The organism is Pseudorhodoferax sp. Leaf267, from assembly GCF_001422405.1.
Lineage (GTDB): Bacteria > Pseudomonadota > Gammaproteobacteria > Burkholderiales > Burkholderiaceae_C > Pseudorhodoferax.
The window spans coordinates 53,875-66,924 of the sequence record NZ_LMMV01000007.1 but is presented as its reverse complement, the minus strand read 5'-3'; the positions used below and the strand labels follow the sequence as shown (position 1 = coordinate 66,924).

Sequence of the window (13,050 nt, the reverse complement as noted above, 5' to 3'; positions counted from 1 at the left end):
CAGGCGGTGTTCGGCATCGAGACGGCGCTGAAGGCGCTGGCCGCCAAGACGCCGCAGAGCGGCATGCCGGCCGAGATCAAGACCGACGTGGTGCTGGTGACCAAGGATTCCAAATGAAGGGGCTGGACATGCAAAGACGACTTTTCTGGGCCGTGGTGGCCAGCATTGCGCTGGTGCTCGGCGGTTGCGGCGGCAGCGACGACGACGCCCCGCCCAAGATCATCATCGACGCCGACTACAACACCATGAGCGACGACGGCCAGCTCGGCGTGATGGCCGCGCAGCTGCAGGCCGAGGGCAAGCTGCAGGTGCTGGGCATCACCGTGGTCTCGGGCAACAAGTGGCGGGACCAGGGCGTGCTCGAGGCGCTGAAGTCCATGGAGCGCGTCGGCATGGGCCAGCGCATCCCCGTCTATGCCGGCGAGAACTACGCGCTGTCGCACGACTGGGCCACGATCGAGCAGGAGCTGGCGGCCGGTGCGGCCAACGACGGCTACTACGGCGCCTGGAGCGTGCAGAAGACGGCACCGACCGCTGCCGAACTGGTCGCGCCGTCGGACGGCCTGGCGACGACCACGACGCTGCAGCCCCAGAACGCGGTCGACTTCCTGATCGACACCATCAAGGCCAACCCGCGCGAAGTCACCATCCTGGCCATCGGCCCGCTGACCAACATCGCCAAGGCCATGCGCAAGGCGCCCGAGATCGTGCCGCTGATCAAGCAGATCATCTACATGGGCGGGGCGGTGCACGTGCCAGGCAATACGACCAAGACCGCCGAGTTCAACTGGTGGTTCGACCCCGAGGCCGCGCAGTACGTGGTGCGCCAGCCCGTGCCGCAGGTGGTGGTGCCGCTGGACGTGACCGACACCGTGCAGCTGACCACGCCGATCTACAACCGCGTCGTCCGTGGCGTGCGCCAAACCGCCGTCACGCGGCAGTTCCAGGAGGTCATGGGCCCAGGCTTCAATGGCGTGGGCTTCGAGGGTGACCCGAACTACGAAATGGACGTCTGGGACACGCTGACCATCGCCTACCTGATGGACCCCAAGTACGCAACCGAGGTCAGCGAGGAATACGTGGACGTGGTCAACGCGCCCGGCGCCGCCAACAACGGCCAGTCCATCGGCTACGCCACTCAGCCGGCCGGCCCGACGCTGCAGAAGATGAAGGTGGTCAAGAAGTTCGACAACCCGCGCTTCTTCGAGTTCTATGTCGACCTGCTGACGCGGCCCGTGCCGATTCCCTGAAGTTCAGGCACCACCCGGCAGCGGCGCCGCCGGGTCGACCAGGCCAGCCGCGCGGATCTCCTGCCAGAACGCGAGCGGCACCGCCGCTTGCAGGGCGGCGCGGTCTTCGGCGATGCGGCCAGGCTGGCTGGCACCCGGGATCACCGCGGCCACGGCTGGATGCGCCAGCGCGAACTGCAGGCCGGCCGCCTTCATCGTCGCGCCATGGCGGTCGGCGATCGCCTTGATGGCCGCGACCCGGGCCAGGATCTGCGGCGTGGCCGGCGCGTACTCGAAGTTTGGCCCGCCCACCAGCGCGCCCGAGCTGTACGGCCCGCCCACCACGATGCCCAGGTCCTTGGCCGCCACCTTGGGCATCACGCGTTGCAGCGCGCTGGCGTGGTCCAGCAGTGTGTAGCGCCCCGCCAGCAAGAAGCCGTCGGGCCGCGGCCCTTCCAGGCCGAGCAGCAGCTCGATCGGCTCGACCCGGTTCACGCCCAGGCCCCAGGCCTGGATCACGCCCTCGTCGCGCAGCCGGTCCAGCGTCTTGAATGCGCCCTTGCGTGCGCTCTCGAATACGCCGAGCCATTCGTCGCCATAGAAGTCCTGCGCCACGTCGTGCACCCAGACGATCTCGATGCGGTCGGTCTTCAGGCGCTTCAAGCTGTCCTCGATGGAGCGCAGCGTGGCGTCAGCCGAGTAGTCGTTGACGACCTTGTTGGGCCGGCCGTGCTTGAATACCTCGCCTTTTTCGCCCTGGTCGCGCGTGTTCACGTCCTCCACCTCGTCCAGCACCAGGCGGCCGACCTTGGTGCTGATGACGTACTCGTTGCGCGGGCGCTGCGCCAGCGCCTCGCCCATGCGGATCTCGGCCAGGCCTGCGCCGTAGAACGGCGCGTTGTCGAAGTAGCGGATGCCGTCGTTCCACGCGGCGTCCACCGTCGCCTGGGCTTCCGCTTCGGGAATGGCGCGGAACATATTGCCCAGCGGGGCGGTGCCGAAACCCAGCGTCTTGGCGGGGAGGATGTCTTTCAGTGCCATGGTGCTCTCCTGTTGAGGGAGCGATCATGGCTGTTTTCATGCCGTGGCTTCAAGAGGCCGCGTGCGTCCACGACTTCGCAGGCGCCTGCGACGCGCTCAGAAGGCCACGCCTGCGTAGAGCAACACGTTCATGTAGGGCGTGCACTCGCCGGTACGGACCATGGCTTGGGCGCCCATGCACAGCTGCTTCAGCTCGGCATGGGACACCTGTTGAACCGGGGTGGGCTCCAGCGGCTGGCACCAGGTGGGCATGGCACCGGCCGCGGCCTCCTGCGCGATCACGGCACGCTCGACCTGCAGCTCGCTGAGCACGGCCTGCAGAACGTCGGCGAAGCGCGGCACGCCGCGCATGACCGCCAGGTCGATGCGCAGCGGCCCGGCCGGGATCGGCAGGCCGGCGTCGCCGATGACCAGCAGGTCACCATGGCCCATGCCGGCGATGACGCGCGAGAGCTCGGCATGCAACAGGGTCGTGTGCTTCATGGCGTGCTGGCCGCGGGGGCGGCGGGTTGGGCATCGACCTCGGCCGCGGTCGGGATCGAGACCTGTGCGCCGACCCGTGTCACGCAGACCGCTGCCGCGCGCACGCCACGTGCGGTGGCCGCGGCCAGGTCCTGCCCCTGGGCCAGGGCCACGGCCAACGCGCCGGCGAAGGTGTCGCCCGCGGCCGTGGTGTCAACGGCCTGCACGCGCAGCGCGGGCTGCAAGCGGCAGCCACCCTGCTCCACCGTGACCACTCCGAGGGCGCCCAGCGTGACGACCACGCGGCCGACGCCACGCGCGCGCAAGGCCTGGCCGGCCACGACTGCCTCGGCCGGCGTGGAGACGGCGCAGCCGGCATAGGCCGCTGCCTCGACCTCGTTGACGACCAGCGTGTCCAGCTGCGGCCACAACCCGTCTGGCAGCGGCAGCATCGGCGAGGGGTTGAACAGCACGCGGCAGCCGGCCCGGCGCGCGGCGGCGACGGCTTGCAGCACGACCGGCAACGGCGACTCGAGTTGCGTGACGAGGAAGCTGGCGCCTTGCAGGTGCCTTGCCAGGTCCGCATCGTCCAGCTGCAGCGTGGCGTTCGCGCCGGGCAGCACCACGATGCGGTTCTGCGCCGAGTCTTCCAGCATGACCAGCGCGCGGCCTGTGGCCTCGGTGTCGTCCACCTGCAGCGCGTCGAGTGCGATGCCGTCGCGCGCCAGCGCGTCCTGCAGCGCCTGGCCGTCGGCATCGCGGCCCACGCGCGCCAGCAGCCGCACGTGCGCGCCCTGCCGTGCGCAGCTCACCGCCTGGTTGCCGCCCTTGCCGCCAGGCAGCAGGGCCAGCGAATGGCCGAGCAGCGTCTCGCCGGCTTCGGGGGCGCGCGGCACGCGCAGCAGCAAGTCCATGTTCAGGCTGCCGAGCACGACGATGGTGGGGGTGGGCGTCATGCGGCGGGCTCCCGGTAGGGCGCGCTGGATGCGCGCACGCGCAGCTCGGGCTGCAATACAACCTTGCGCGGCTCCTGGCGCCGGCCCTCGATGCGCTCGAGCAGCATGTCCACGGCCAGATTGGCGATGCGCTGCTTGGGCTGGGCGACGGTGGTGAGCGGTGGGCAGGTGAAGCGCGCCAGCTCGATGTCGTCGAAGCCGACCAGCGACAGATCGTCGGGCACTGCCACACCGCATTCGTGCGCGGCGCACAGCGCGCCGATGGCCATGAGGTCGTTGGCCGCGAACACGGCACTGGGCCGCGGCGCCTGCCGCAGGATGGCGTGCATCGCGGCATAGCCGCCCTCGCTCGTGAAATCGCCAGTGTGCAGCAGGTCCGTGCTGGCCAGGCCAATGCCAGCCAGTGCCAGCCGCCAGCCTTCCACCCGCTGGTCGGCCGTGGCCACGCCAGCCGGCCCGCCGATGCAGGCGATGCGGCGGTGGCCCAGGGTCGTGAGGTGCTGTACGGCCAGCAGCGCGCCCTGCATGTGCGCGGTTTCGACCAGGTCGCAGGGCAAGGTGTCGATCTCACGGTCCACCATCACGGTGGGCACGCGCAGGCCGCTCAGCAGTTCGGGCAGGGCCGGGTCTTCGCCGGAGGACACCACGATCAAGCCATCGACGCGGCGCTCGGCCAGCACCTGGAGCACCATGCCCTGGCGGCGCGGTTCGTCGTCGGTGTTGCACAGCAGAAGGTTGTAGCCGGCGCCGAAGCAGCGGTCTTCGATGCCGCGCACGATCTCGGCGAAGTACGGGTTCGAGCTGTTCGGGATGAGCATGCCCAGCGTGCTGGTGGCGCTGCGCTGCAGGCTGCGCGCCACCGCGCTGGGCACGTAGCCCAAGTCGCGGATGGCCTGCTCCACGCGCGCGCGCCCATCGTCGCTGACAAATCGGGTCTTGTTGACCACGTGCGAGACGGTGGTCACGGACACGTTCGCGTGGCGGGCCACGTCCTTGATGGTGGCCATCAGTGCGCCCGGTTGGCGCGCCGCTGGCGCAGGGTGTCGACGATCACGGCGACCACGATCACGCAGCCCGTGATGATGCGCTTGCTCGGCTCGCTGGCGCCGACCTGGGCCAGGCCGGCCTCCAGCACCGCGATGATGAGCACACCGATGAAGGTGTTGACGACCGAGCCACGCCCGCCCATGAGGCTGGTGCCGCCGATGACCACGGCCGCGATCACGCGCAGCTCCATGCCCTGCCCCGCGTTCGGGTCTGCAGCCTCCATGCGCGCCGCCTGCATCAGGCCCGCAAGGCCGGCCAGCAGCCCGGTCAGCGTGAACACGATGATGCGTACCGGCCGCGGGTCCACACCGGCCAGGCGCATGGCCTCCTCGTTGGTACCGATGCCGACCACGCTGCGGCCGAACACGGTGCGCGTGAGCACCAGTTGCCCGACGACGACCAGCACGACCGCCAGCAGGAAGGCCACCGACACGCCACCGACGAGCGGCGCGGCCAGGCCGGCGATGCGCTCGCCCACGTACTGCGTGCGCGATCCTGTCACCAGGTAGGCCGAGCCGCGAACGACTTCGAGCATGCCCAGCGAGACGATGAAGGACGGCAGCCGCCAGGCCACGGACACCGAGCCCAGCACCAGCCCGCACAGCGCGCCGGCGCCCAGGCCGAGCAGGCCCGCGGCCACCGGGTGCCAGCCCCACTGCAGCACGGCCATCGCGGACAGCGCCGCGCTCAGCGCCAGCACCGAGCCGACCGAGAGGTCGATGCCGGCGATGATCAGCACGAAGGTCATGCCGACCGCCATGACCGCCAGCGCCGGGATTTCGTTGACGATGGCGACGAAGGTGTCGAAGGTGAAGAAGTACTGCGACAGGCTGCTGAAGAGCGCGACCATGCCGATGAGCACGACGGCCAGGCCGAGGTAGGTGCCGAGCTGGGCGTTGAGGCCGCTGCGTGGCGTGGTGGGTAGTGCGGCGCTCATGCCGAAGTCTCCTCGGATCGTTGTTCGCTGACGCCGCTGAACGCAGCGGCCAGCAGGGATTGTTCGGTCCAGGCGCCGCGCTCGAACACCTGCACCAGGCGCCCGCCGCTCATGACGCCGATGCGGTCGCACATGGCCATCAGTTCGCGCAGGTCGCTGGAGACCATCAGCAGCGCGCGGCCGTCGGCCGCCATGCGTTCGAGCTCGGCGTAGAGGTCGGCGCGCGCGCCCACGTCCACGCCGCGCGTAGGCTCATCGAGCAGCAGCACCTCGCAGTCGCGGTGCAGCCAGCGCGCGAAGACCACTTTCTGCTGGTTGCCGCCCGAGAGGGCTGCCACCGGTTGCTCCTCGTCGCGGCAGCGCACGCGCAGCTTGCGCACGAGGCCGCGCACGATGTCGGTCTCCTTGGCCGGCTGCAGCCAGCCGCCACTGGCCACGGCTTGCAGGTCGCTCAGCGTAGTGTTGACGCGGATCGGTTGCGGCAGCAGCAGGCCTTCGGACTTGCGGTCTTCGCTGACCAGGCCGATGCGGCGGCGCACGGCCTCGATGGGGCTGGACCAGGGTGGCTGCGGCTGGCCGTTTTCCAGCAGTTCCACACTGCCCTGCTCGGCCTGGTCAGCGCCGTAGATCAACCGCAGCAGCTCGGTGCGGCCCGAGCCGACTAGGCCGGCAATGCCGAACACCTCGCCCGCATGCAGGTCCAGGCTCACGTCGCGCACGGCCGTGCCGCGGGAAAGGTTGCGCAAGCGCAGCTTGACGGGGCCGGCCGGGCGGCGCGGGCGGTCTTCGTCGTCGTCCAGCGCGCGGCCGATCATGCGCTGCACGAGGTCGGCCTCGCTGACGCCGGCCATGGGCCGATCGTCGACCAGGCGGCCGTCGCGCAACACGGCCACGCGGTCGCAGATGCGGCGCAGTTCTTCGAGGCGGTGCGAGACGTAGACCAGCGCCACGCCGGCCGCCGACAGCTGCGCGATCTGCGCGAACAGGCGCTCGGATTCGCGGGCGGTCAGCATCGCGGTGGGCTCGTCCAGGATCAGCACGCGTGTGTCGTCCTGCAGGTTGCGCGCGATCTCCACCATCTGCTGGTGGCCGATGCCCAGGCGCGACACCGGCATGTCGGGGTCGACATCGGTCAGGCCGATGCGGGCGAGCTGGCGTTCGGCCAGTGCGCGCAGCCGGCCGCGCTGCAGCCAGCCGGCGCGGTGCGGCAGGCGGCCCAGCAGCAGGTTCTCGGCGACCGTGAGTGTGGAGACCAGGCCCAGCTCCTGCATGACCATGCGCACGCCCTGAGCCTCGGCCTCGCGGCGCGAGCGTGGCGCGAAAGGCTGGCCGCCCAATTGCATGCTGCCGCGCGTGGGCGCGACCAGGCCGCAGACGATCTTGGACAGCGTGCTCTTGCCCGCGCCGTTCTCGCCCGTCAGCGCCAGCACCTGGCCGGCGTGCAGATCGAGGCTCACGCCGTCGAGCACGGTCGCGGCGTATTCCTTGCCGATGCCTTGCAGCGAAAGGACGGGCGGGTGCTGCGCCATGCTTACTTGCTGTCCTTGGTTACCAGCACCACGTCGGTCTTGATCTCGGCCGGCATGCCGCTCTGCGGCGTCTTGGCGGCCAGCGCCTTCAGCGCCGTCTCGATGCCGAACACCGCCTGCTTGGCGGATCGACCTTCTGCGCCACCATCTGCTCGACGATGCGGATCTGGGCGGCCGCGTCGGTCTCGTCCTTGATGCCGTTGGCCAGCAGCGTGTACTGCTTGGCATTGGCCTTCTGGTGGGCCTTGGCGCCTTCTTCCATGGTCAGGAAGAACTCGTTGGCCAGGGATTTCATGACCAGGGCCACCTTGGGCGGGCTCTGCGCCCATGTCGGCGTGGCGGCCAGCAGGCCGGCCAGGGCCAGTGCGGTGGTGAGGGTGCGGCGTGTCGATTGCATGCTTGTCTCCTTGTGGTGCATCGATGACAGGCAGGCAATATAGGCGCGCCAAAACGTTTGCGCAAACGTTTGCGACCTAGGATTTTCCCGTGGATGCACGGCGGCTTTGCATTTATGCTGATGCTTCCTTTCACTGCAAAATCGCATCAACTTTGATGCTGGAGACTGCAATGCGAACCACCGTGACGATCGAGGATGCCTTGTACGAGCAAGCCCTGGAGGTGGCCGACCCGGAGATGGACAAGGCCGACCTGTTCCGTGAAGCCATCAAGACCTTCGTACGCGTCCAGGCCGCCAAGCGGCTGGCGGCCCTGGGTGGCAGCGCACCTGGGATGGCGGACATCCCGCGCAGGGGCGACGCGACGCAGCGATGAGCGTCCTTGTCGATACATCAGTCTGGGTGGCTCATTTCCGCCAGCCGAGTCACATACTCGTGGCCCTGCTGGCGCGCGACCTGGTGCTGGTGCATCCCCTGGTGATCGGCGAACTCGCGTGCGGAACGCCGCCCGCCCGCGCACAGACGCTGCGCGACATCGCACGCTTGCAGACGGCCCAGCAGGCCGGTCAGCGCGAAGTTCTGGACTTCATCGAACGCGAGGCCCTCTTCGGCCTCGGGTGCGGATTCGTGGACATGACGTTGCTCACGTCCACGCTGCTGACGCCTGGCGCGCGGCTATGGACGCTGGACAAGCGCCTGGCCGCACTGGCCGGGCGCTTCGACGTGGCCCACCCCCCGCATTGATCAGCCCACCACCGTCCCGCGCGCCTCCCCCAACCCGATCCGCACCGCCCCTTCGCGCTCGCACCAGCCGCGCAGGATCAGCGTGTCGCCATCCTCCAGGAAGGTCCGCGTTTCGCCGTTCGACAGCGTGATCGGCTGCTTGCCGCCCAGCGTCTGTTCCAGCAGCGAACCGGCCTCGGACTGCGCCGGCCCCGACAGCGTGCCCGAGCCCAGCAGATCGCCCGGCTGCAGGTTGCAGCCGTTCACGGTGTGGTGCGCGACCAGCTGCGCCGCCGTCCAGTAGGCGGCCTGCATGGTGTTGCCACGCGTGAGGCGCACGCCCTCCTCGCCGGCCGCGCGCATCTTCGCGGTCTGCAGCCAGACCTCCAGCGTGATGTCGAGCGCACCGCTCTCGCGGTTGGACGGTGCGTCCAAATAGGGCAGCGGCTGCGGGTCGCCCTCGGGCCGCGTGAAGGCCGCGCGGAAGGGTGCCAGCGCCTCCATGGTCACGATCCACGGCGAGATCGTGGACGCGAAGCTCTTCGAGAGGAAGGGCCCCAGCGGCTGGTATTCCCAGGCCTGGATGTCGCGTGCCGACCAGTCGTTGAACAGGCCCACGCCGAACAGATGCTGCTCGGCCTCGCCCATGGGAATGGGCTCGCCCAGCGCATTGCCCTGGCCCACGTAGAAACCCAGCTCCAGCTCGTAGTCCAGCCGCTTGCAGGGGCCGAAGCCGGGCTCGCTCGCGCCTGGCGCGATGGTCTGGCCGTTCGGGCGCTTGAAGCTGTTGCCGCTGACGACGATGGACGAGGCGCGGCCGTGGTAGCCGATGGGGACCCATTTGTAGTTGGGCATCAGCGGCTGGTCGGGGCGGAACAGCTTGCCGACCGTGGTGGCGTGGTGGATGCCGGTGTAGAAGTCCGTGTAGTCGCCGATGCGGCAGGGCACGGTGTATTCGGCCTGGGCCTGGGGCACGAGCGCCCTGCTCCATGCGGCTTCATTGGTGCTGCCTGCGCGCAGACCCTCGGACAGCTTGGCACGCAGGGCCTGGCGCTCGGCCGGCGATGCGGCCATCAGCGCGTTCATGTCGGCATGGTCGACGAGGCCCGCGGCCTGCAGATCCAGCACCTGGTCGCCGATGGCGACGCCGATGCGGAAGGCCTCGGCACTGCCGGCCCTGCGGAAGCGGCCGAACGGCAGGTTCTGTATCGGGAAGTCCGCGCCCTCGGCATTGGCGGAGGCGACCCAGCTGCGCAGCTGGGGGTCGTGGGTGGCGTTGCGTGTGGTCATGGAGTTCCTTGTCAATCGACGGACATGCCGGCCTTGCGGGCGACCTCGCCCAGGCGCTGGTATTCGGATTGGGTGAGCTGCGTGAGTTCGTCTGCACTGGAGCCACGCGGGTGGAAGCCGGCGGCCAGCAATTTCTCCTTCACCTCGGGCATGGCCAGTGCGCTCGTGAAGGCCTTGTTCAACGCCTGCACCACGGCCGGCGGCAGGTTGGCCGGGCCGTAGACGCCGAACCATGGGTCCACTGCGTAGCCCTTGAGCCCGGTCTCGGCGATGGTCGGCACATCGGGCAGCGACGGCGCACGCGCCGCTCCGGCCACGGCCAGTGCGCGCAAGCGGCCGGCCTGGATGTGCGGCAGCGAAGCCGGCAGATTGTCGAACATCGCGCCGATGGTGCCGCCCAGCAGGTCGGTGATGCCCGGGCCGCTGCCCTTGTAGGCCACGTGCGTGAGCTCGGTGCCGGTCATCTGCGCAAACATCACGCCGGCCAGGTGCATGGAAGTACCGGCGCCGGCCGTCGCGTACGGCAGGCCGGGCGTCTTCTTCGCGGCGGCGACGAGGTCGGCCACGCTGCGGATCGGCGAGCTGGCCGGCACTTCGAGCACGATGGTCGAGGTGCCCAGCAGGCTGATCGCGCTGAAATCCCGGCGCGGGTCGAAGGCCATGGACTTGTAGACATGCGGGTTCAGCGCATTGGTGGAGATGGCGCCGAAGCCGATGGTGTAGCCGTCGGGCGCGGCCTTGGCCACGAGGTCCATGCCGATGTTGCCGCCCGCGCCGCCGCGGTTGTCGACGACCACGGGCTGGCCCAGCAGTTCGGCCACCTTCTGGCCCACGGTGCGCGCCACGAGGTCGGTGGTGCCGCCCGGCGTGTAGGGCACGACGAAGCGGATCGGCTTGGTGGGGAAGTCCGCGGCCTGGCCGGCCAGCGGCAGGGCCAGCGCGGCGAACAGCGCGAGCGCGTTGCGGCGGGAATGCGTGGTCATGGCTTGAATTGGTCCTTGAGGCCGGCCCAGCAGTCGGCGTATTCCTGGTCGAGCGCGGGTGTCTGCAGCGCGAACGCCGTGGGGATGAAACGGAAGCGGCTCTCGAACATGAAGGCCAGCGTGTGGTCCAGCTTCTGCGGCTTGAGGTCTGCCGCAGAAGCCTTTTCGAAGGCCTCTTCGTCGGGCCCGTGGGGCACCATGGCATTGTGCAGGCTGGCCCCGCCGGGCTTGAAGCCGCCGGGCTTGGCGTCGTATTCACCATAGACCAGGCCCATGAACTCGCTCATGAGGTTGCGGTGGTACCAGGGCGGGCGGAAGGTGTCCTCCATCACCAGCCAGCGCGGCGGGAAGATCACGAAGTCGCAGTTGGCCGTGCCCGGCGTGTCGCTGGGCGAGGTCAGCACGGTGAAGATCGACGGGTCCGGGTGGTCGAAGCTGATGGAGCCGATGGCCATGAAGTTCTGTGTGTCGTACTTCACGGGCGCCAGGTTGCCGTGCCAGGCGACCACGTTGAAGGGCGACTGCTGCATCGGCGCCGTCCAGAAACGGCCGCCGAATTTCTTGACGATCTCGTAGGGGCCGGCGTTGTCCTCGAACGCGGCCACGGGCGCCAGGAAATCGCGCGCATTGGCCAGGCCGTTGGAGCCGATGGGCCCCAGCTCGGGCAGGCGGAACTGGGCGCCGTAGTTCTCGCACACGTAGCCGCGCGAGGGGCCGTCAGGCAGAGCGACCTTGAACAACAGGCCGCGCGGCAGCAGCGCGATCTCGCCGGGCGCCACCTCCAGCACGCCCAGCTCGCTCGTGATGACCAGCCGGCCCTGCTGCGGCACCAGCAGCAGCTCGCCATCGGCGTTCACGAACGCGCGCTTGTCCATGGAGCGGTTGGCCAGGTAGACCAGCGAGCCGATGCCGCTCTGTGCGTCGGCATCGCCATTGGCGGCCAGCGTGACCATGCCATCGACGAAGTCGGCATCGCCCGCGAACGGAATCGGGTGCCAGCGCATGGGCTCGGGGGCCAGCGCGGTGTCGCGGTCGCCGCCCGTGGTCCAGCGCGGCTGCGCATAGGACTGATAGCGGCCCGACACCACCGAGGGCTGGCGGCGGTACATCCAGGTGCGGCGGTTCTCATGGCGCGGCGCGGTGAAGGCGGTGCCCGAGATCAGCTCAGGGTAGAGCTGCAGCGGCGCGCGCTGCGGGCTGTTGCGGCCCTGCGGCAGCGCGCCCGGCACGGCCTCGGTCGCATATTCGTTGCCGAAGCCGCTTTGGTAGCGCAGCGGGTCCTGGGTCATGGATATTTCCTTTTCTCAGTTGCTAATGGCGCGAGGCCGCATCCACAGCCCACGCAGCCGGCCCACCCGGCAGGGGCTCAAAGGGCCGCGGAGCAGGCCATGCCAGTGGCCGCCGCGGAACTGGCTCTGCCAGGCCGCTGGCGGCGCCCCCTTGAGGGGGTTGGCGGAGCGCGAAGCGCGAAGACTGGGGGTGTTCATCAATCAATCCTGATGTTATTGGCCTTGATGAGCCGGCCCCAGCGTTCGCGCTCGGTCTTCACGTAGGCGGCCATCTGCTCGGGCGTGCCGGGCAGGCCTTCTACGCCCAGGGCTTCGTAGCGCGCCTTCACGGTCGGCGAGGCTAGCGCCTCCTGCAGCGCGCGGCTGTAGCGCGCGACGCTGGCGTCCGGCGTGCCGGACGGCACCGTGAGGCCCTGCCAGGCATAGGCCTCGTAGCCGGCCAGGCCCTGCTCGGTCAGCGTGGGCACCTTGGGCAGGCTGGCGATGCGCTGGGCGCTGGCCACGCCGATGGCCTTGAGCTTGCCGCTCAATACAAACTGGTTGCCGCTGGCGGTGTCGACCAGCATGAACGGCACCTGGCCGCCCAGCACGTCGGCCACGGCCGGTGCCGCGCCCTTGTAGGCCACGTGCGTGAGCTTGAGGCCGGCCTGCTCGGCCAGCAGCTCGGTCGCCAGGTGGTGCGGGCTGCCGACGCCGGCCGATGCGTAGTTGACGCCGCCACCCTGCGCCTTGGCCCAGGCCAGGAACTCGGCCCAGTTGCTGGCGGGCACCTGCGGGCCGACCACCAGCACAAGCGGAAAGCGCGCGAGCAGGCCGACGGGCTTCAGGTCCTTCTCGGCGCTGTAGCCGAGCTTGCCGAACAGGAAGGGGTTGGCTGCCAGCGTCGCGAAGTCGGCCGTGAACAGGGTGTGTTCCAGGTCCTTGGCGCGCACGGCGTATTCGGCCGCGATGTTGGTGGCGGCGCCGGGCTTGTTGTTGATGACGATGGGCGCGGCCAGCGTCTTGGCCATGGCCTCGGCCGTGGCGCGGGCCACGGCGTCGGAGCCGCCGCCGGCCGCGTAGCCGACGATCCATTCGACGGGCTTGCCGGATTGGGCGAACGCAGTGAACGACAGGCTGGCAGCGGCCAGTAGAGGGATGAGTTTCTTGATCATGGTGGTTGTCTCCGG

13 protein-coding genes and 2 pseudogenes are annotated in these 13,050 nt (G+C 69.5%); 4 read left to right on the top strand and 11 right to left on the bottom strand.

Annotation, left to right across the window (positions count from 1 at the left end):
* Together ASF43_RS30710 and ASF43_RS11410 are read left to right on the top strand one after the other, a co-directional pair.
* Positions 1–117: pseudogene (locus ASF43_RS30710) on the top strand (sugar ABC transporter substrate-binding protein); the annotation flags it as partial.
* An 11-nt stretch (positions 118–128) separates the two neighbouring features.
* The gene (locus ASF43_RS11410) at positions 129–1,250 is read left to right on the top strand and encodes a nucleoside hydrolase (RefSeq protein ID WP_056180640.1); all 1,122 of its coding nucleotides are present in this window, start codon (positions 129–131) and stop codon (positions 1,248–1,250) included.
* 3 nt (positions 1,251–1,253) lie between these two features.
* Here ASF43_RS11410 and ASF43_RS11405 read toward each other — a convergent pair whose 3' ends face one another.
* From ASF43_RS11405 to ASF43_RS11375, 7 genes and pseudogenes are all read right to left on the bottom strand, one after another.
* Positions 1,254–2,270 carry an aldo/keto reductase gene (locus ASF43_RS11405; protein WP_056180631.1) on the bottom strand — a complete coding sequence of 339 codons (1,017 nt, stop codon included), beginning with the start codon at positions 2,268–2,270 and terminating at the stop codon, positions 1,254–1,256.
* Between the two features lie 96 nt (positions 2,271–2,366).
* Positions 2,367–2,753 (bottom strand): D-ribose pyranase, encoded by a 387-nt coding sequence (gene rbsD / locus ASF43_RS11400; protein WP_056180628.1) that lies wholly within the window; start codon positions 2,751–2,753, stop codon positions 2,367–2,369.
* The gene (locus tag ASF43_RS11395; protein WP_056180619.1) at positions 2,750–3,688 is read right to left on the bottom strand and encodes a ribokinase; all 939 of its coding nucleotides are present in this window, start codon (positions 3,686–3,688) and stop codon (positions 2,750–2,752) included. The genes rbsD and ASF43_RS11395 overlap by 4 nt, the downstream gene beginning before the upstream one ends.
* Positions 3,685–4,695: a LacI family DNA-binding transcriptional regulator gene (locus ASF43_RS11390; RefSeq protein ID WP_056180617.1), complete on the bottom strand. Its 1,011-nt coding sequence runs from the start codon at positions 4,693–4,695 to the stop codon at positions 3,685–3,687. The genes ASF43_RS11395 and ASF43_RS11390 overlap by 4 nt, the downstream gene beginning before the upstream one ends.
* Positions 4,695–5,672 (bottom strand): ABC transporter permease, encoded by a 978-nt coding sequence (locus ASF43_RS11385; protein ID WP_056180614.1) that lies wholly within the window; start codon positions 5,670–5,672, stop codon positions 4,695–4,697. The genes ASF43_RS11390 and ASF43_RS11385 overlap by 1 nt, the downstream gene beginning before the upstream one ends.
* A complete protein-coding gene (locus ASF43_RS11380; RefSeq protein WP_056180612.1) occupies positions 5,669–7,201 on the bottom strand; it encodes a sugar ABC transporter ATP-binding protein in 1,533 nt (510 codons plus the stop codon). Before ASF43_RS11380 ends, ASF43_RS11385 begins: the two co-directional genes overlap by 4 nt.
* A 127-nt stretch (positions 7,202–7,328) precedes the next feature.
* Positions 7,329–7,598, bottom strand: a pseudogene (locus tag ASF43_RS11375) (substrate-binding domain-containing protein); the annotation flags it as partial.
* Positions 7,599–7,768: 170 nt separating this feature from the next.
* On the opposite strand from ASF43_RS11375, the gene ASF43_RS11370 reads away from it, so the two are divergent.
* Positions 7,769–7,972, top strand: a complete 204-nt coding sequence (locus tag ASF43_RS11370) for a DUF2191 domain-containing protein (RefSeq protein ID WP_056180639.1) — start codon at positions 7,769–7,771, stop codon at positions 7,970–7,972.
* Positions 7,969–8,340 (top strand): type II toxin-antitoxin system VapC family toxin, encoded by a 372-nt coding sequence (locus tag ASF43_RS11365; RefSeq protein ID WP_056180599.1) that lies wholly within the window; start codon positions 7,969–7,971, stop codon positions 8,338–8,340. Before ASF43_RS11370 ends, ASF43_RS11365 begins: the two co-directional genes overlap by 4 nt.
* On the opposite strand, the gene fahA is transcribed toward ASF43_RS11365, so the two are convergent.
* The 4 genes from fahA to ASF43_RS11345 all read right to left on the bottom strand — a co-directional run bounded on the left by fahA (position 8,341) and on the right by ASF43_RS11345 (position 13,035).
* Positions 8,341–9,609, bottom strand: coding sequence for a fumarylacetoacetase (gene fahA, locus ASF43_RS11360; protein WP_056180596.1), 1,269 nt, complete (start codon positions 9,607–9,609; stop codon positions 8,341–8,343). It abuts the gene before it with no gap.
* Positions 9,610–9,620: 11 nt separating this feature from the next.
* The gene (locus ASF43_RS11355) at positions 9,621–10,592 is read right to left on the bottom strand and encodes a tripartite tricarboxylate transporter substrate binding protein (RefSeq protein ID WP_056180593.1); all 972 of its coding nucleotides are present in this window, start codon (positions 10,590–10,592) and stop codon (positions 9,621–9,623) included.
* A complete protein-coding gene (gene hmgA, locus ASF43_RS11350; protein ID WP_056180590.1) occupies positions 10,589–11,881 on the bottom strand; it encodes a homogentisate 1,2-dioxygenase in 1,293 nt (430 codons plus the stop codon). The genes ASF43_RS11355 and hmgA overlap by 4 nt, the downstream gene beginning before the upstream one ends.
* Before the next feature lie 197 nt (positions 11,882–12,078).
* Positions 12,079–13,035, bottom strand: coding sequence for a tripartite tricarboxylate transporter substrate binding protein (locus tag ASF43_RS11345; protein WP_056180586.1), 957 nt, complete (start codon positions 13,033–13,035; stop codon positions 12,079–12,081).
* Between the last annotated feature and the right edge of the window lie 15 nt (positions 13,036–13,050).